Source organism: Microbacterium paraoxydans (genome assembly GCF_018224615.1).
Lineage (GTDB): Bacteria > Actinomycetota > Actinomycetes > Actinomycetales > Microbacteriaceae > Microbacterium > Microbacterium paraoxydans_B.
Genome location: NZ_JAGTUK010000001.1, coordinates 190,737 through 207,824 on the forward strand (window position 1 = coordinate 190,737; position 17,088 = coordinate 207,824).

Genomic DNA, 17,088 nt, shown 5'->3' on the forward strand with positions numbered 1-17,088 from the left:
CAGCCCGAAGGGCCCCGGCGTCCCCAGATCGCCGAGGCCCCATGAGTGCCGCGGCTGCATACCGCGGGTCCCCCCGAGCAGATGGTGTCGCTGTCGTGTGCGCTCCCCAGTGCGCGATTCCCCAGATCCGACGGCGCCTCCCTCGCGCCTCATCCTTCGAGGCCCTTCGCCCCGACACCTTCCGAAGAACAGGAGTCACCGCCTGCGGTTCTGATACACCGATTGGAGAAAAAGGTCAGAATCCATCGCCGTGGCACTGGAACGGCGCGATCACGCCCGTGGTGACGGCCGCCGAGGCCAGCGCGTCCGCAGGGGCAGCGCCCTCCGCGAGCCCCGCGTGCACGGCCGTCAGCAGCTCGCACGCATCGTCGTCCGGCACCACGACCGGCGCCGCGATCACGCACTCGGCACCCGCGTGCAGCCACACCCGCGTCATGCCCAGCGCCTCCTCGCCCCACCGCACCGACGATCGCCCCAGCTCGCACGCCGACAGGATCACGGTGCGGGGTGCCCGGGGGATGAGGTCGACGTCGTAGCCGAACAGCGTGCCGTCACGCAGCTCGAACCCCGAGAACAGCGGGTTGTCCACCGCGTGCCGCCCGTGCGCCGCGATGTGCAGCAGGTCGGCGTCACCCGCGAGCGCCGTCACCGCCGACACCGTCGCCTCCGCGCCCTCGCGCATCCGGGTGGTGCCGAGGCCGTGCCACGCGGCGGCCGCCTGCTGCACCTCCTCGCCTGCGCGGCGCACCCGGGGGCCAGCAGCGAAGCCCACCACGGGCGCGGCGGTGCGCGCAGTGCGGGCGGCTCCGAGCCACCGTGACACCGACGTGGCGAGCGTGAACGGCACCCCGCGCATCCCGGGCAGCATCCCCCACGGCACGCCCCCGAGGATGCCGGGCACCGTGATCGCGACGCGCGAGGCGTGCGGGGCGGCCCGCCGCAGGGGCGCGAGCAACTCGGCGTCGAGCAGCGCCAGCCGTGCGCCGAGCGCCCGCTCCGTGACCGCGCCCATCGCACCGCCGCGGGTCAGGGCGGCCATGTCGAGGTCGGCCCGCAGCCCGTCGAGCGCCGCCCGCACCCGGGGCCAGGCGAGCTCCACGATCGTCGCGGCACCGTCCGACACGACCACCGCGTGCAGCCCCGAGCCCGTGAACACGTAGGCGAACACCGCGGTGTCGTGGGGGAGCAGCGCGGCGGACGTCGCCAGGCCGAGCCGTTCGCGCGTGGCCCCCGAGCCGGTCGCGGTCCACTGCCGTTCGCGCACCCGGTCGCGCAGCACCCGCACCCGCGCGTCGGTCGTCCAGTCGGCACCGGCGAGCTCGGCGCGCAGCATCCGCAGCTCGGCCAGGTCCGCCGCGAGCTCCGCGTCGTGCGGTGGCCGCACCGGCGCGACCTGCTGGCTGAGGTGACGCGCCCGCTCCGACCACTCGAACAGGGTCTCCGGGTCGCCTCGTCGCGCCGCAGCCGTGAGCCCGGTGAACACGAGGTCGCTCGCGTGCATCGCCACCGACGCCTGCAGGTCGAGAGCGCCGAACGACTGCTGCCACGCCGACAGCAGGTCGAGCCCCTCGCCCGCGGCGCGCAGGGCCTCCCGGTCGCGCCCCCGGTGCAGGGCCCTGGCCGCCCGCACCTCGTGTGCCCGCAGTCGCAGCGGCGTGGGGGCGGAGGCGGCGATGCGGGGCAGTCGCCCTCCGCCGTCGCGTCGCGCGGTGAGGCGCAGGGCGGAGGCCTCGGTGCGGAACCCGGCCCGGTCGAGGTCGCGCGCCACCCGCTCGAACTCCTCCGCCGGGATCGTGCGGCCGGGGCGGGCGCGCTGCCGTGCCTCGAGTCGCACGGCCTCGGCGCGCGCCGCCCAGGCCGGGGTCGCGAGGGCCGTGAACCGGCGGGCGGCCAGACGCGCCGCGCGCTCCGCGGCCGCCGGGTCGTGACGCAGCAGCGACCGCGCCAGGTGGAACTCCGCCTCGCCGCGGGCCTGCCGCATGCGCTGCGCCCCGAACTGCACCGCGACCTGCGCCAGCAGCGCCTCCGCCTCGGTCGTGAGCCCCGCATCGCGCAGCACCTCGGCGCGGTCGAGGTCGGCGATCGCGGCGGCCAGGTCGCTCACCTCGGCCAGCGCGGGGCGGGAGCGGGTCATGAGCGCCAGTGCCCCCACGAGGTCGCCGCCCAGCAGTGCCGCGTAGCCGAGGTTGTGCGTGGCCTCGGCGACCGGGCCGCGGGCGTCGTGCGCCTGGTACACGGCCAGGGCGCGGCGCAGGTCGGCCACGCACGCGTCCAGCTCGTGTCGCTGCATGCGCACGACGGAGCGGTTCATCAGGCAGTTCGCCAGCTCGATGCTCTCGGCCCCCGCGGCGGAGAGCGCGTCGATGGCGCGGGTGAGCATGGCCTCGGCCTCGGGCAGCCGCCCCCGGTGCATGAGCAGGGTGCCGAGCTGCCCGCTGAGCAGGGCGACGGTCTCCGGCAGCAGCCCGTCGCGCGCGAGCGCCGCCCGGCACAGTTCCTCGGCGGCCGCGGGGTCGCCGGTCTGCGTCAGCACGTAGGCGCGCGTGCCGTCGATCCTGGCGCGCAGCTCGGGGTCGTCGGTGCGGGCGTCCGCGGCGTCGAGGGCACGGTGGGCCTGCGTGAACCGTCGCGCGTTCGCCGCCTCGACGCCGCGATGATGCAGCTCGCTCGCGGACAGGGGCATCCGTCCAGGATGCCGTGCCGCGCCCCCGGCGGGGAAGAGCGCGCGTCAGGCGCCGTCGTGCGGTGTGGGCAGGGCGGCGAGCACGGCGGCCACGGCTTTCGCCGCCGCGGCCGGGGTCGCCCCGCCGATCGGGACAGCGCCCAGCTGCGCCGCGATGCGTCCCGCGAGGTACGGCGCCGCGAACGACGTGCCGCTCCACACCGCGAAACCGCCGCGGTAGTCGTCCGGGTCGAGGGTCTCGCGCACCAGTCCGTCCACGTCGGCCCTGGTCGCCGCCTGCGCTCCGCCGACGAACGCGGGCGAGGTGCTCACGACCGCCGCGCCCGGCGCGTACACGTGCACCCACGGCCCGACGTTGGAGAACAGGGCGACCGAGCGCGCCGAGGGGTTGAGCGCCCCGACCGAGACGTGCGGGGCGCCCTTGTCGGCGGGCAGCCCGTTGTCCGATCCCGGCCACGGCCACAGCGACGCGGGGAAGGACGGCCGGTCGATCGCGTCGTTGCCGGCCGAGCACACCACCACGCAGCCCAGTTCCCGCGCCTTCGCCAGCAGCTCGTACAGCGTGCGGCTGAACAGTCCGTCGGTCGGCGTCTCGTGGTAGTAGCTGAGCGACAGGTTGAGCACGTCGATCGGGAAGCCCGTCTTCGGGTCCTCGCGGTGCCGTCGCAGCAGCTCCACGACCTGCGCCACGGTCTCCAGCAGGGTGCTCTCGTCGACCACGCCGAGGGCACCCGCCACCCGGATCGACAGGATGTCGGCGTCGGGCGCGGTCTGCCGCACGATCCCGGAGATGAACGTGCCGTGCCCTGCCACGGCGTCGATCTCGCCGTCGAGCTGCCCGTACAGGTCGGGGTAGCGTTCGGGGTCGGCATCGTCGGTGAGCCCGACCGGCACCCCGTCGAGCTCGACGTGCCGCGTGACGATGTCGGCGGGCAGCCAGGCGTGCTCGCCGCAGCCCGTGTCGAGCACGGCCACCACCGGGCGGCGTCCGCGCTTCGGCGCCGGAGCCCTCACCGGCGCAGGACCGAGCCACGACACCGGCTGCCTGGCCCCGCGGCCGGGCTCCAGGTAGTCGTCGCTGCCTCCGGCGCCGGCCCCCGCGCCGCGCACGGGATTGGTGCGCGTGAACGGGTTGGTGCGGGTGAACGGGTTCGTGCGCGTGAACGGGTTGAGGCCCACTGGGTCGATCGACAGCACGTGCTCCAGGCTCGTGCGCGGCATGGTCGAGCGCGACAGGCGGCGCGCCCGCTGCAGCACCCGCCAGGCGTCCGGCGCCACGGGCGACTCCCCCCTGGTCGGCTCGTCGGGCGTGGTAAGGCGTGCGCGGAGGAACCCGGCGACGCCCGGCACCAGCTCGTCGCCGCCGACCCCGCGCTCCGCGGATTCGATCTCCAGCCGCCAGCCGAACGAGTCGGCCGCGTCGCGCAGCGTCCGCACCTCGCGGTCGTACGCCTCCTGGTCACCGACGGTGCGGGTGATGAGCAGCCGTTCGGGCAGGTACGCGGTGGGAAAGGCGCGGATGCCGTCCACCGGTTCCGTGCTCGGGTCGAGGGCGGTGCCGCGCCGGATCGAACCTTCCGCGCGGTCCTGCCACGTCCATCCCTGGGGCTGCTCCATCGCTCATCCTCTCCGTGCGGGTCCCCCCGCTGCCTCCTCGACGGGCGCCCTCGCCCGCCGTCACAGCTCGAACTGCGGCGTCTCCAGCGTGCGTTCCTCGTCGCCGTCGAGGGCGGTCAGACGCACGCGGCTGAGCCCGGGGGGCACGTCGTCGAACTGGAACCGTCCGGTGTCCGCCGGGGTGGTGCTGCGGGTGCGCTCGCCCTGCGCCAGCACGATCCGGGCGGCGGCGGTGTCGACCCAGCCGTCGACGCGGCGCCGGCCGGACGCGGTCGTCGTCACGTGCAGCAGGATGCTCGTGGTGCCGTCGCTGAACTGCAGCGTGAGCGCGTCGGCGTCTCCGCGTACGGCCCCCAGCTGGCCTTCCACGAGGGTCAGCAGGGCGTATTCGCGGTTGAGCCCATCGGCGGCGACCGCGGCGACCATGCGGTCGATCAGTCCGGCCGGCACCGGATCGACCTCTTCCCACAGGGTGCGCAGGCGGGCGAACATCCGGGCGTCGTCGTGGTCGCTCATGCTCATCCCTCCGTCCGCGGTGCCGGTGCGTCCAGCAGCGCCCGCAGCTTGGCGAGGCAGCGGCTGCGGGTTGGGCCGATGCTCCCGACCGGCATGGCCAGGTCGGCGGCGAGGCGGGCATAGTCGGGGCGGTCCTCGAACGCGATCACCCGCAGTAGGCGCTGGCAGCGTTCGGCGAGGCGGCGCACGGCGAGCCAGAGCCGGCGGTTCTCGTCATCCAGCGTCGCGTGGTCTTCGGCCGACGCCTGCTCCGGCAGCAGGGTGTCGAGGTCGTCGGAGTCGGCGGTGTCGATGCGGCCGTTCGCCTTGGCGGCCTTCCAGGCTTCGCGGCGCGCGGTCGTGGTGAGCCAGGCCGACACGGCGCGCGGGTCGGCGATGGATCCGTGCCCGCGGACGAGCCGCAGCCAGGTCGTCTGCACCACGTCCTCCGCGAGGGTGCGCTCGAGCCCGTAGGCGCGGACGACGTGCCACAGCACCGGCGTCAGCAGACGCACGAGCTCGTCCATCGCGCGGCCGTCGCCTTCGCGCCATGCGCCGAACAGGTCAGCGGCACGTTCCCACCGTGCCCGACCGTCGTCGGATGCAGGATCGAGGGGGGCGGCGCCGGGTGCACCGTCGATCATGAAGCCCATTGTGATCACACCTACCAGGAGCACGGCAAGAGCCCGGTGATACATGTCGCCGTCCAAGAATCCCGGTGCTTGGTTCTCGGCGCGGACGCCGCCCTCGGTAGCGTGGAGGGGTGATCGCCCTCGCCGTCGTGCTGTTCCTCAACGCCGTCTTCAACGTGGTGGTCTGGCCGCGCTTCTACGCGAGGGTCGCGAACGATCCGCGCGCACGTGACGAGAACGGCAAGGCCACTGCGTTTCTGCGGGTGCACGTCGTCCTGATCGCGATCGCACTGGTGCTCGCCGTGGTGTCCGCGGCGTTCGGCGTCGCCGCGCTCGTCGGCGCCCTGTAGCCCGACTTTCCGCACGCCCGGCGGCCTGACTCACTCGTCGGCGGCGGGCCGTTCGGCGCTGAGGATCAGGATGCGGCGCAGGTGCATCGCGGTGAGCACCCCCGGGCCCATCGAACTGCGGGCATCGAGCGTGCGGTCGTCGACGCGCTCCAGCAGCCGGCGGATCGCGCGGGCGGCCTCGCCCCGTCGCCGGTGCGCCTCGCTCGACCCCGGCTCCGGTTCTGCGATCACCTCGGCGACCGCGTGGCACGCGTCGGACAGGGGCTCCGGCAGGGCGGGGTCGAGCGACATGGCGGCCGGACGGTCCCAGATGGTGTCGGCCGTGGCGTCGGCGATGTCGCGGATCAGGTGCGCGACGCGGTCGAGCGTGTCGAGCTGCTCGTGGATGTGCCCGGTGCCCGCGCGCCGCCGCCGCGCTCGCGGGTTGTAGCGCACGCTCTCGTCGGCGTCGGCCAGGGCGGCCCGCAACTCCGCGGTGGTGTGCGCGAGGGAGGCTGCGTCCTCCGCCCACTGGGCATGCTCGGGCGGCCACGACTCCGACACCGCCGAGCCGATGTCGTGCAGGTGCCGGGCGAGCTGCGCGCGGAACGACGCCACGCGCGCCTCGGCCGCGGCGGTGAGCGGGGCCGGGGCGATCAGCAGGTTCACGAGCAGCCCGATCACCACGCCGACGGCCATCTGCGCCAGGTACCCGGCCGAGTAGTCGTCGGCGTTCTGCCCGCCGATGATCAGCACGAACAGCGCGGCCATCGGCACGTACTCGCGCCCGACGCCGAACCATCCGGTGCCGGAGAGCAGCACGCCCAGCCCGACCACGAGCGGGATCGTCCACCAGGTGGGGCCGACCGTGAGCACGACCAGGGCGGCCAGGCCGATGCCCGCGGCGAGACCGAACAGCGTCTGCAGGCTCGACCGCATCGAGCCCATGAGCGTGGGGTACATGCTCACGAGCGCTCCGAGGGGCGCGTAGTAGGGGTACTCGTCGGTCACGCCGGGCATGTGCGGGGCGATGGCCCACGCGAGCCCGACGGCCAGGGCGGTCTTGGCCACCAGGAGCAGCCGCGCCGGGCGGACCGCGTCGTGCAGCGTGCGCGACAGGTACGACCGGCGCTCCCTGAGCCGGTGGCGTGCGCGGTCGCGGAGCGGGGAGGCGTGCGGGTTCACGGCATCCTCTCGTCGACGGACGGGGTTGTCGCGAGAGGATAGGCCGCCGCGGGCGCGACGGCCACCCGGTTGCCCCGAGTGCGGCGGGCGGGTAACCGGTGCCGCGCAGCACGCGAAGGCCGCGACCGCACGAGTGTGCAGCCGCGGCCTCCGGCGGTGGTGGTGCCGGCTCAGGGGATGGCCCTCCGGAAGGCCAGGAACGAGACGGCGCTCAGCACGGCCACGACCACCAGGCCCCACAGTGCGAGCCCGACCGCGCCGAGGTCGATGATCCCCGCCCACACCTCGCCCCAGAGCTCGAGACGGGTGATGAGGAACAGCGCACCGACGAGCAGCAGCGCCAGCCCGACACCGACGATCGTGAGCACCATCGGGCCCCAGCTCTTGTAGATCGTCGCGCCGGTGAAGCCGACGATGAAGAAGAACAGGGCGAGGGTGAAGTAGATCACGAACGCACCGAGCGGTCCCGACTCCCACAGCCACGGCAGGTGGAACACCCAGCCGTTCACGCCGTAGCCGTTCGTGGCGAGCTCGATCGCGCCGCCCAGCAGGAACACGACGCCGAGCAGGGCGCTGCCGAGCACGGCGGTGAGCAGCGTTCCGACGAAGAACTCCCGGCGGGTGACGCTCATGGCCTGCGAGAACGGGAACGTGAGCGTCATGGCCGACATGCCGATCGCGAAGAAGTACCACAGCGGGGCCTGACCGCCGCCGCCGTACTTGGGACTGTCGCCGGGGATCATGGCGTAGATCAGCACTGAGATCACGACGGCCGAGCCGAGGATGATCAGCGGCACCCAGACGAAGGTCTGCCGGTTGATGAGCTGCAGGCGGATGACGTTGAGGGTGCGTCGCATCAGCGGACTCCTTCCTTCGCGGCGTCGGCTCTCGTGCCGTGCTGCGCCTCGGCCTTCTGGGTCAGTCGCACCACGAGCTGCTGCAGCGAGACGGGGGCGAGGTCGAGCCCCGCCGCCACCACTTCGGCGCGCTCCTCGGCGGAGAGCCGCCCGAGCACGGTGACCGAGGCCACGCGTCCGAGTTCGTCGCGGTGCAGCACCTCGCGGTCGCGCACCCAGGCGTCGACCACGGCGGCATCGCCGACCACGGTCACGGCGCGGTCGCGCACGGCGTCGGTGTCCTCGTTGAGCAGGATCTGACCGTTGTCGATCACGATGACCTTCTCGATCAGGTTCGACACCTCGTCGATCAGGTGGGAGGAGAGGATGATCGTGCGCGGGTGCTCCGCGTAGTCCTCCACCAGGCGGTCGTAGAAGATCTGCCGGGCGACCGCGTCGAGCCCGAGGTACGGCTCGTCGAAGAACGTGATGTCGGCGCGCGAGGCGAGCCCGATGATGACGCCGACGGCGGACAGCTGCCCGCGCGACAGCTTCTTGATCGTCTGCTTCATCGGGAGCTGGAACTCCGCGACGAGCTCGTCGGCGAGCTCCTGATCCCAGTTCGGGAAGAACAGGCTCGCGGCCGTGAACGCGTGCTTGGGGTACGCGTCGTCGGGGTACTTCTGGCTCTCGCGAACGAAGCAGATGCGGCCGAGCACGCGCGCGTTCTCGTAGGGGTGCTCGCCGAACACCTTCACGGTGCCGGACGACTCGAAGTTCTGCGCCGTGAGGATCGACATGAGGGTCGTCTTGCCGGCGCCGTTTCGGCCGAGGAGCCCGTAGATCGAGCCCCCCTCGATCGAGAGCGACACGTTGTCGAGCGCCCTCTTCTCCTTGTAGCGCTTGGTGAGGTTCTGCACCTCGATGACGGCGGTCATGCGGGGTTCTTCCCTTCTGGGGTGGGGGTGTGTGCGGCGCGCTGCCGGAGCAGGTCCGCGAGGTCGTCGGCGCCGAGGCCCAGCGTGCGGGCTTCGGCGAGGAGCGGGTCGATGTAGCGGTCGGCGAAGGCGGCCCGGCGCTCCCCGAGGAGCAGTTCCCTGGCGCCCTCCGAGACGAACATGCCGATGCCGCGCCGCTTGTGGAGCACTCCCTTGTCGGTGAGCATGGCGACTCCCTTCGCTGCGGTGGCGGGGTTGATGCGGTAGAACGCGGCGAGCTCGTTGGTGGAAGGAGCCTGCGCCTCCTCGGCCAGTGAGCCGTCGATGATCGAGTCCTCGATCTGCTCGGCGATCTGGAGGAAGAGCGGCTTGCCTTCTTCGATCACGAGTCCTCCGCTGGGTTGTTGGGTTACTTACTCGACTAAGTAACCATACAACCGGAACGCCTGTCAACCCTCGCCGCGGACCTCAGTTCTCGCGACGGTGCTCGTGCCACTCCTCCACGATCTGCCGCATGCGCGTCGAGAGGAACCGGAAGAACGCGGCCAGCTCCGCCGCCCGCTCCTGGGCATCCGGGTCGTCGGCGTGCTCCCCCGCGATGTCGTCGATGTAGTCCGACAGCCGCTCGTATACCGGCAGGTTGCCCACGATCGAGCGGTAGAACGGGTCGTGCACGAACGCGTACCGGTCGCGCCGTTCGCCCGGCCGCGAGCGCCGCTGGATGACGTGCAACCCCTGCAGGTAGCGCACCGCGCCCGACACCGCCGCGGGGGAGACGCCGAGCCGCTCGGCCAGCTGCGCCGCGGTGTACCCGCCGTCCGGCGCGGCGACCAGGGCCATCATCACCCGCGCCGGCATCCGCGGCATGCCCGCCGCCGTGAGCATCGCCGCCGCCTGCTCCGCGGGCTCGACGCCCCGGTGCTCCCCGTCCTCCACGGTCATCGCGTCACCCTCCCGCCGCCAGCTCGCGCCGACGCATCAGGGTCAGCGCGCCCGCCGTGGCCCCCGCGACCACCAGCACGAGCCACCACAGCCCCCGCACATCGACGCCGTCGCGGTCCATCACCGGCGTCACCGCGAACGGCGACAGGTTCGCGGTCCACTCCGGCAGCCCGAACAGCGGGCCGAACATGCCGAGCAGCGCCGCGACGAGCACCAGGACCCAGGCCACCGGGATGGTCGCGCGCGGCAGCACCACGAACACCAGGGCCGTGAGTGCCACGAACACCGCCCCCGCGAGGGCCTGCCCCGCGCCGGCAACCGCCACGATGCGGTACAGCGCAGTGTCGCCGTCGCTCGACCGCACGCCGAGCCACCCGCCGAGCACGGCCGCCGCGACCACGAGCAGCACCGCGACCGCGCCGACGATCAGGTGGTCGGCCAGCCAGCGCACGCGGCCCGTGGGCGTCGCGAGCACGAGCTCGACCGTCCCGCGGGCCTCCTCCTGCCGCGCGCGCACCACGGTCTGGACGGCGCAGCACGCCACCAGGATGCCCAGCAGCGTGAAGAACACGGTCACCACGACCTCCTCCAGGCCGCCGGTCGCGCCGCCGATCTTCTCGAGGATGTCGGTCACCGCGGGGTTCTCACCCGCGATCCGATCCACCACGCCGCCCAGGGTCGTGGCGAGCAGCCCGGTGAGCGCACCGCCCACCGCCCACCCGACGATTCCGCCCGAGGTGAGTCGCCACACCAGAGCGAGCGGCGACGACAGCCCGGGCCGCGCCGCCACCCGGCCGAGACGCTCGGCGACGAACCCGGCATCCACGTCGCGCAGCGCCTGCAGGCCGACCGCGGCCGCCGCCAGTGCGAGCCCGAGCGCGAGCCCGAGCAGCGGCGGCCACCACAGGTTCTCGTCGAACGGCCGGGTCTGCTCCGCCCAGCCGAACGGCGACAGCCAGGCAGGCCACGCGCTCGTGATGCCGGCGAGGTCGTCGGCGGGGGTCCCGGCCGCATTGCCGATGCCGCGCAGCAGGAAGGCCGCCACGAGCACCCACACCGCCGCGGAGTTCGCTCCGCGCGAGGTGCGGAAGAGCTGCGCCGTGAACAGCGCTATTCCCAGGAACGCCAGGCCGCACGAGCCGGCGGCGGCGCCCGCGAGCACCGATCCGCCCGCGTCCAGCCCGGTCGCCATGAGGGCCAGCGCGGTGAGCGCCGCCAGCACGAGGTTCGCGGCGATGCCGTGCACGGCCGTCGCTATCGTGGGCAGCCGCCGCCCGGCCGGCGTGGCCCACACGAGCTCGGTGCGTCCGGCCTCCTCGTCGCCGCGGGTGTGCCGCACCGCCAGGAACACGCTCATCAGCGCGGCCAGCAGTGCGAGCCACGGCAGCACCTCGAACGCCAGGAACGCTCCCTCCGACGTGCCGGACGGCAGGCCGCGGAACATCAGGATCACCGGGTTCGCGAGGGCCGCAGCCAGGATGTTCTGCCGGTCGGCCACGGTCGCGTACGACTGCGTGACCCCGGCGTAGCCCGCGAACGCCATCAGCGCGGTGCCCACGATCCATAGCGGCACCTGCACCCGGTCGCGGCGGATGCGCTGCCGCACCAGCACCCCGAAGCGGTCCATCACGCACGCCCCTTCGCGTGACGCGACCGGCGGGTGGGCGACCCCGCGTCGTGGCCACCGTCCTCCGCGGCTTCGAGCGTGGCGAGGTCGTCGCCGTAGTGCCGCAGGAACAGCTCCTCCAGGGACGGCGGTGCCACGCGCAGGTCGCTCAGGCCGAGCGCGGCCAGGGCGGGGAGCACGGCGGCGGTGCGATCGCTGTCCACGGTCAGGCGGAACCGGTCGCCGTGCACCGTGGCGTCGTGCACGTCGGGGATACGCGACACCCGGCCGAGCGTGACCCCCGGCGCCGTGAACGACACGTCGCTGCGGGTGAGGTGGCGCAGGTCGGCGAGTGTGCCCGTCTCGACGACGCGCCCCGCGCGGATGATCGACACGCGGTCGCACAGCTGCTCCACCTCGCTCATGATGTGGCTCGACAACAGCACGGTCGCGCCGTGCTCGTGCGCACGCGCGACCTCACGCTGGAAGATCACCGCCATGAGGGGGTCCAGTCCGCTCGTCGGCTCGTCGAGGATGAGCAGGTCGGCCGGCACGGCGAACGCGGCGATCAGGGCGACCTTCTGGCGGTTGCCCTTCGAGTACGCGCGGCCCTTCTTGCGCGGATCGAACTGGAACGCCTCCAGCAGCCTGGCCTTCTCGCGCCGGTATGCGGGGTCGTGCGTGCGGGCGCCGCGTAACCGGGCGAGCAGATCGATGGCCTCGCCGCCCGACAGGTTCGGCCACAGGCTCACGTCGCCGGGGACGTAGGCGATGCGGCGGTGCAGCTCGACCGCGCGGCTCCAAGGGTCATCGCCGAACACGCGGACCGTGCCGCCGGTGCGCCGCGCGAGGCCCAGCAGGATGCGGATGGTGGTGGACTTCCCCGCGCCGTTCGGGCCGAGGAATCCGTGCACCTGCCCTGGCTCGACGGTCAGATCGAGACCGTCGAGCGCGTGCACGTGCCCGTAGTGCTTGGTGAGGTTCTGGGTGGCGATGACGGTGGTCATGCGCGGGAGCGTACGCCCGCTTCACAATCTTGTGAATCGAGTGAAGACAACGCATGCGAAATCCTCACGGCCCCCGCGTACAGTGGGCTGGTGCCGGAGTTCCCCTACAGTCGCCTGCGCCGCTGGCCGGATGTCGAGGCGGAGAACCTCCAGGCCCACGACGCCACCGACCCGCTCCTGGTCGAGCGGGCGCTCGCCGCCGGGCTCGACGGCTCCGAGGTCGCCGTGATCGGCGACGACTACGGCGCGGTCACCCTCGCGCTCGTGCACGCCGGGCTGCGCGGCATCCGCGTGCACCAGGACCTCGCGACCGGGCGGCGCGCGCTCGACCGCAACGCCCAGGAGCTCGGTCTTGACGGGTTCACGACGCACGAGCTCGACGCGACCCTGCTCGACGGCGCCCGCCTCGTGCTGCTGCAGCTGCCGAAGTCGCTCGCCGAGCTGACCGAGGTCGCGGATGCCGTCGCCCGTTGGGCCGCACCAGACGCGGTGCTCGTCGCCGGCGGTCGCGTGAAGCACATGACCCTGGCGCAGAACGACGTGCTGGCGCGCCGCTTCCGTCACGTGCAGCCGCAGCGGGCCGAGCGCAAGTCTCGGCTGCTCGTGGCGTCGGAGCCCCTGCCCGCACCCGCCGCGCGACCGTTCCCCGTGCGGGAACAGCACGACGGGCTCACCCTCGTGGCCCACGGTGGCGCGTTCGCCGGGGCGCGGCTCGACATCGGCACGCGCGCACTGCTCGACGCGCTCGGCCTGTCCCGCTCCGTGGTTCCTGAGCGAGGAGCGCAGCGACGAGACGAAGGGCGCAGCGTGCTCGACCTCGGCTGCGGCACGGGCGCGCTCGCGGTCTCGTGGGCGCTCGACCACCCCGCGGATGCGGTCACGGCGACGGATCGCTCGGCCGCGGCCGTGGCCTCCGCGCGCGCGACCGCCGAGGCGAACGGTGTGGCCGACCGCGTGGTGGTGACCCACGACGACGCGGGCTCGCACCTGCCGGACGGCTCGTTCGACGTGGTGCTGCTGAACCCGCCGTTCCACCTCGGCAGCAGCGTGCACACGGGGGCCGCGACCCGTCTGTTCGAGGCCGCGGCGCGACTGCTCCGGCCGGGCGGCGAGCTGTTCACGGTGTACAACTCGAGCCTCGGCTACCGCGCCGAGCTGACGCGGCTGATCGGGCCGACGGAGCAGCGGTCGCGCACCCCGAAGTTCACCGTGACCCGCAGCTCGCGGCGGCCCTGAACACGCCGCGCCGAGATTGCTAGACGGTCGTACTATCCCCCGGTCAGCACCGGAAACCCGGGCACGTCTCCGCCCCAGGATTTGCCCCTGACCGGCCATTTCGTTACGTTGGTCCGTGGGCCTGACGGCCCGAAGACCAGTCCGCGACCACGTCCTTCTTTCGATGAGCTGTGCTGCGAAGAGGCGTGGGCGTACGGTCGGTCCTCTCTGCGGCGGATCCGAAATCCGCCGCCCGCGCCGCCACAGCGATGATGTCGAACGGCCTCGTGAGGATCACCCGGACGTGACCGAAGCAGGCTCAGCCACCCGAGGCCGAGCCGCAGGGGAAACGTGTCCGACATCGCACTCGAAGCGCGCCATCTGTACAAGGTGTTCGGGAGGAATCCGAACGCCGCCGTCCGTCGACTGAAGGCCGGTGAGAGCCGCGCGGCCGTCGCCGACGCGGGCACCGCCGCCGTCATCGATGCCAGCTTCACCGTGAACCGCGGTGAGATCTTCGTCATCATGGGCCTGTCCGGATCGGGCAAGTCCACCATCATCCGCATGCTCAACGGCCTGCACGACATCACCTCCGGCACGGTCACCGTGGGCGGCGACGCCATCACCGGCATCCCCGCCGGGCGACTGCGTGAGATCCGCCGCGACCGCATCTCGATGGTGTTCCAGCACTTCGCCCTGCTGCCGCACCGCACGGTCGCCGAGAACGTGGCCTACCCGCTCGAGCTCAAGGGCGTCGCCAAGGCCGAGCGCCTCGCGAAGGCCGAGGAGATCCTCGCGCTCGTGGGGCTCGAGGGGCAGGGAGACAAGCTTCCGTCCGAGCTTTCGGGCGGCATGCAGCAGCGCGTCGGCATCGCCCGTGCGCTCGCCGCCGACAGCGACATCCTCCTGATGGACGAGGCGTTCAGCGCGCTCGACCCGCTGATCCGCCGCGAGATGCAGGAGCAGCTGCTCGAACTGCAGCAGAAGCTGCAGAAGACCATCGTCTTCATCACGCACGACCTCAACGAGGCCATGTTCCTCGGCGACCGCATCGCCGTGATGCGCGACGGCCGCATCGTGCAGATCGGCACGCCGGAGGACATCCTGATGGACCCGGCCAACGACTACGTCGAGCAGTTCGTGCAGGACGTGGATCGCGCCCGCGTGCTCACCGCCGCGAACGTCATGGAGCGCCCGCGCCCCGTGGTCGCCGAGACCGCGGGCCCGCGCACCGCCCTGCGCCAGATGCGCGACGCCTACATGTCGGCCACCTACGTGGTCGGCAAGGACCGCCAGCTCCTCGGTGTGGTCACCGACCGCGACGCCGTGAAGCTCGTGCGACAGGGCGTGACGCGCCTCGACTCCGTCATCAAGCCCGTGCTGCAGAGCGTGCGCGAGGACGACGTGCTGATGAACCTGTTCGTGCCCGCCGTGGAGTCGCCGCTGCCCCTGGCCGTGACCGACGGCGATGGGCGCCTCGTCGGCGTGATCCCGCGCGTGACGCTGCTCGCCGCGCTCGGACCCGGACCCGGCGCGACCGAGGAGATCCTGCTGCCGATGACGCCCATGCCGCAGGCCGAGATCGACGCGGTGCTCGACGACGGCTGGACGGCCGAGCCGCTGCCCACGACCCCCGAGACGGAGGAGGTGCGCTGATGGACGGGTTCCGCATCCCCCTGGGCGACTGGGTCGCCGCCGGCGTCGACTGGATCAAGGACAACCTCGACGGTCTGCTCGACGTGGTGTCGTTCGTGGTGAGCTTCCTCGTGGACGGCCTCACCCGCGTGCTCCTCACGCCACACTTCGCCGTAATCATCGTGATCGCCGCGCTCATCGCCTGGCTCGTGCGCTCCTGGAAGCTCGCGCTCGGCACCGTCGTGTCGTTCCTGCTCATCGTGGCGATGGACCTGTGGGTGCCCGCGATGCAGACCCTCGCGCTGGTGCTCGTCGCAGCGATCGTGGCCGTGCTGATCGCGGTGCCGCTGGGCATCTGGTCGGCGCGCAACGCCACCGTGCGCGCGGCCCTGAAGCCGGTGCTCGACTTCATGCAGACCATGCCGGCGTTCGTGTACCTGATCCCCGCGATCGTGTTCTTCGGCATCGGCGTGGTGCCGGGTCTCGTGGCGACCGTGATCTTCGCGCTGCCTCCGGGCGTGCGCCTGACCGAGCTGGGCATCCGCGGCGTCGACTCCGAGACCGTGGAGGCCGGGCACGCGTTCGGCGCCACCCCCGGTCAGATCCTCCGCGGCATCCAGCTGCCCCTGGCGATGCCGACCATCATGGCCGGCGTCAACCAGGTGATCATGCTCGCGCTGTCGATGGCGGTGATCGCCGGCATGGCCGGTGCCGACGGGCTCGGGAAGATGGTGGTCGAGGCGATCTCGACGATCAACATCCCGAAGGGCGTCGAGGCCGGTCTCGGTGTCGTGCTGATCGCGGTCTTCCTCGACCGGGTGACGGCCGCACTGGGTGCCCCGGGCGAGAACCGCTCGTCGCTGCTGGGGCTGCTGAAGCGTCGCGGCTCCGGCACGGGTTCCGCCTCGACGGCCGCCGCCGTCGACGCGAGCACCCCCGCCGAGCAGACGGCCGCCGAGCCCGAGCTCACCCGCGCCTGAGCCAGCCGAGGTGTCCCGCGGCTCGTCCGCATCCCTGAAATCACATACGGAACGCAAGAGAGAGAAGTACATGACGAAGAAGATCCTCACCCTCACCGCCCTCGGCGCCGCAGCAGCGCTGACCCTCGCCGGATGCAGCGGCGACGGCGCGGGCGGCACCAGCGGCGGCGGAGGCGACGCCGACGACAAGGGCACCATCACGCTCGGGTTCCTGCCCTCCTGGACCGACGGCCTCAGCACCGCCTACCTGCTCCAGGACCAGCTGGAGAAGATCGGCTACACGGTCGAGATGAAGACGCTCACCGAGGCCGGCCCGCTCTACACCGGTCTCGCGCAGGGCGACGTCGACATGTACCCGTCGGCCTGGCCCGAGCTCACCCACGCCTCCTACATGGACAAGTACGGCGACGACATCGAAGACCTCGGCGCGTACTACGACAACGCCACGCTCACGCTCGCGGTGCCGGAGTACTCCGAGCTGACCTCGATCGAGGACCTCGTGGGCAAGGGCGCCGACTTCGACGGCAAGATCTACGGCATCGAGCCGGGCGCCGGCCTCACCGCCCAGACGCAGAAGATGATGCCCGAGTACGGTCTCGACGGCGAGTACGAGCTGGTCACCTCGTCGACCGCGGCGATGCTCACCGAGCTGAAGACCGCGACCGACAAGCAGGAGGACATCGTCGTCACGCTGTGGCGTCCGTTCTGGGCCAACGACGCCTTCCCGGTGAAGGACCTGGAGGACCCGAAGGGTGCGATGGGCAAGTCCGAGGCGCTGCACTTCCTGGGCACCAAGGGCTTCGCGGACGAGTTCCCCGAGGCGGCCGAGCTGATCGAGAAGATCAAGCTCGACGACGAGCAGTACGGGGCGCTGGAAGACCTCGTGGTGAACGAGTACGGCGAGGGCAAGGAAGCCGACGCGGTGGACGCGTGGCTGGAGAAGTACGGCGACCAGTTCGACTGGGTCGTCACCAGCTGACGCGCGTCG

At 72.4% G+C, this 17,088-nt stretch carries 16 protein-coding genes; 5 read left to right on the forward strand and 11 right to left on the reverse strand.

Annotated elements, in window-relative coordinates:
- Nucleotides 1-235: 235 nt before the first annotated feature.
- The 4 genes from KE274_RS00925 to KE274_RS00940 are packed head-to-tail and all read right to left on the reverse strand — an operon-like array spanning nucleotide 236 to nucleotide 5,439.
- Nucleotides 236-2,683: a CHAT domain-containing protein gene (locus KE274_RS00925; protein WP_211540037.1), complete on the reverse strand. Its 2,448-nt coding sequence runs from the start codon at nucleotides 2,681-2,683 to the stop codon at nucleotides 236-238.
- A 45-nt stretch (nucleotides 2,684-2,728) separates the two neighbouring features.
- The gene (locus tag KE274_RS00930) at nucleotides 2,729-4,300 is read right to left on the reverse strand and encodes a S8 family peptidase (RefSeq protein WP_211540039.1); all 1,572 of its coding nucleotides are present in this window, start codon (nucleotides 4,298-4,300) and stop codon (nucleotides 2,729-2,731) included.
- A 60-nt stretch (nucleotides 4,301-4,360) separates the two neighbouring features.
- On the reverse strand, nucleotides 4,361-4,816 hold the full coding sequence (locus tag KE274_RS00935; protein WP_211540041.1) for a hypothetical protein: 456 nt from the start codon (nucleotides 4,814-4,816) through the stop codon (nucleotides 4,361-4,363).
- Between the two features lie 2 nt (nucleotides 4,817-4,818).
- Nucleotides 4,819-5,439: an RNA polymerase sigma factor gene (locus tag KE274_RS00940; protein WP_249185802.1), complete on the reverse strand. Its 621-nt coding sequence runs from the start codon at nucleotides 5,437-5,439 to the stop codon at nucleotides 4,819-4,821.
- Between the two features lie 119 nt (nucleotides 5,440-5,558).
- On the opposite strand from KE274_RS00940, the gene KE274_RS00945 reads away from it, so the two are divergent.
- On the forward strand, nucleotides 5,559-5,777 hold the full coding sequence (locus KE274_RS00945; protein WP_211540045.1) for an SCO4848 family membrane protein: 219 nt from the start codon (nucleotides 5,559-5,561) through the stop codon (nucleotides 5,775-5,777).
- Between the two features lie 30 nt (nucleotides 5,778-5,807).
- On the opposite strand, the gene KE274_RS00950 is transcribed toward KE274_RS00945, so the two are convergent.
- The 7 genes from KE274_RS00950 to KE274_RS00980 all read right to left on the reverse strand — a co-directional run bounded on the left by KE274_RS00950 (nucleotide 5,808) and on the right by KE274_RS00980 (nucleotide 12,270).
- Nucleotides 5,808-6,941 carry an FUSC family protein gene (locus KE274_RS00950; protein ID WP_211540047.1) on the reverse strand — a complete coding sequence of 378 codons (1,134 nt, stop codon included), beginning with the start codon at nucleotides 6,939-6,941 and terminating at the stop codon, nucleotides 5,808-5,810.
- 170 nt (nucleotides 6,942-7,111) lie between these two features.
- Nucleotides 7,112-7,798, reverse strand: a complete 687-nt coding sequence (locus KE274_RS00955) for a hypothetical protein (RefSeq protein ID WP_211540049.1) — start codon at nucleotides 7,796-7,798, stop codon at nucleotides 7,112-7,114.
- Nucleotides 7,798-8,715: an ABC transporter ATP-binding protein gene (locus KE274_RS00960; RefSeq protein ID WP_211540051.1), complete on the reverse strand. Its 918-nt coding sequence runs from the start codon at nucleotides 8,713-8,715 to the stop codon at nucleotides 7,798-7,800. Before KE274_RS00960 ends, KE274_RS00955 begins: the two co-directional genes overlap by 1 nt.
- Nucleotides 8,712-9,101: a GntR family transcriptional regulator gene (locus KE274_RS00965; protein WP_211540053.1), complete on the reverse strand. Its 390-nt coding sequence runs from the start codon at nucleotides 9,099-9,101 to the stop codon at nucleotides 8,712-8,714. The genes KE274_RS00960 and KE274_RS00965 overlap by 4 nt, the downstream gene beginning before the upstream one ends.
- Nucleotides 9,102-9,183: 82 nt before the next feature.
- Nucleotides 9,184-9,657 carry a GbsR/MarR family transcriptional regulator gene (locus KE274_RS00970; protein WP_211540055.1) on the reverse strand — a complete coding sequence of 158 codons (474 nt, stop codon included), beginning with the start codon at nucleotides 9,655-9,657 and terminating at the stop codon, nucleotides 9,184-9,186.
- Between the two features lie 4 nt (nucleotides 9,658-9,661).
- Nucleotides 9,662-11,284 (reverse strand): ABC transporter permease, encoded by a 1,623-nt coding sequence (locus KE274_RS00975; RefSeq protein ID WP_211541659.1) that lies wholly within the window; start codon nucleotides 11,282-11,284, stop codon nucleotides 9,662-9,664.
- Entirely contained in the window at nucleotides 11,284-12,270 is a 987-nt protein-coding gene (locus KE274_RS00980; protein ID WP_211540057.1) for an ABC transporter ATP-binding protein, read from the reverse strand. The genes KE274_RS00975 and KE274_RS00980 overlap by 1 nt, the downstream gene beginning before the upstream one ends.
- Before the next feature lie 90 nt (nucleotides 12,271-12,360).
- Here KE274_RS00980 and KE274_RS00985 point away from each other — a divergent pair, with 90 nt between their 5' ends.
- The 4 genes from KE274_RS00985 to KE274_RS01000 all read left to right on the forward strand — a co-directional run bounded on the left by KE274_RS00985 (nucleotide 12,361) and on the right by KE274_RS01000 (nucleotide 17,079).
- Nucleotides 12,361-13,506, forward strand: coding sequence for a class I SAM-dependent methyltransferase (locus KE274_RS00985; RefSeq protein WP_211540065.1), 1,146 nt, complete (start codon nucleotides 12,361-12,363; stop codon nucleotides 13,504-13,506).
- A gap of 330 nt (nucleotides 13,507-13,836) precedes the next feature.
- On the forward strand, nucleotides 13,837-15,141 hold the full coding sequence (locus KE274_RS00990) for a quaternary amine ABC transporter ATP-binding protein (protein ID WP_211540067.1): 1,305 nt from the start codon (nucleotides 13,837-13,839) through the stop codon (nucleotides 15,139-15,141).
- On the forward strand, nucleotides 15,141-16,100 hold the full coding sequence (locus tag KE274_RS00995) for an ABC transporter permease (protein ID WP_211540069.1): 960 nt from the start codon (nucleotides 15,141-15,143) through the stop codon (nucleotides 16,098-16,100). Before KE274_RS00990 ends, KE274_RS00995 begins: the two co-directional genes overlap by 1 nt.
- A gap of 70 nt (nucleotides 16,101-16,170) precedes the next feature.
- Nucleotides 16,171-17,079: a glycine betaine ABC transporter substrate-binding protein gene (locus KE274_RS01000; protein ID WP_211540071.1), complete on the forward strand. Its 909-nt coding sequence runs from the start codon at nucleotides 16,171-16,173 to the stop codon at nucleotides 17,077-17,079.
- The last annotated feature ends 9 nt before the right edge of the window (nucleotides 17,080-17,088 follow it).

Bases quoted from the DNA above. Each gene is read 5' to 3' on its own strand.
- KE274_RS00925 (WP_211540037.1), bottom strand. From the start codon at position 2,683: ATGCCCCTGTCCGCGAGCGAGCTGCATCATCGCGGCGTCGAGGCGGCG.
- KE274_RS00930 (WP_211540039.1), bottom strand. From the start codon at position 4,300: ATGGAGCAGCCCCAGGGATGGACGTGGCAGGACCGCGCGGAAGGTTCG.
- KE274_RS00935 (WP_211540041.1), bottom strand. From the start codon at position 4,816: ATGAGCGACCACGACGACGCCCGGATGTTCGCCCGCCTGCGCACCCTG.
- KE274_RS00940 (WP_249185802.1), bottom strand. From the start codon at position 5,439: ATGATCGACGGTGCACCCGGCGCCGCCCCCCTCGATCCTGCATCCGAC.
- KE274_RS00955 (WP_211540049.1), bottom strand. From the start codon at position 7,798: ATGCGACGCACCCTCAACGTCATCCGCCTGCAGCTCATCAACCGGCAG.
- KE274_RS00960 (WP_211540051.1), bottom strand. From the start codon at position 8,715: ATGACCGCCGTCATCGAGGTGCAGAACCTCACCAAGCGCTACAAGGAG.
- KE274_RS00970 (WP_211540055.1), bottom strand. From the start codon at position 9,657: ATGACCGTGGAGGACGGGGAGCACCGGGGCGTCGAGCCCGCGGAGCAG.
- KE274_RS00975 (WP_211541659.1), bottom strand. From the start codon at position 11,284: ATGGACCGCTTCGGGGTGCTGGTGCGGCAGCGCATCCGCCGCGACCGG.
- KE274_RS00980 (WP_211540057.1), bottom strand. From the start codon at position 12,270: ATGACCACCGTCATCGCCACCCAGAACCTCACCAAGCACTACGGGCAC.
- KE274_RS00995 (WP_211540069.1), top strand. From the start codon at position 15,141: ATGGACGGGTTCCGCATCCCCCTGGGCGACTGGGTCGCCGCCGGCGTC.
- KE274_RS01000 (WP_211540071.1), top strand. From the start codon at position 16,171: ATGACGAAGAAGATCCTCACCCTCACCGCCCTCGGCGCCGCAGCAGCG.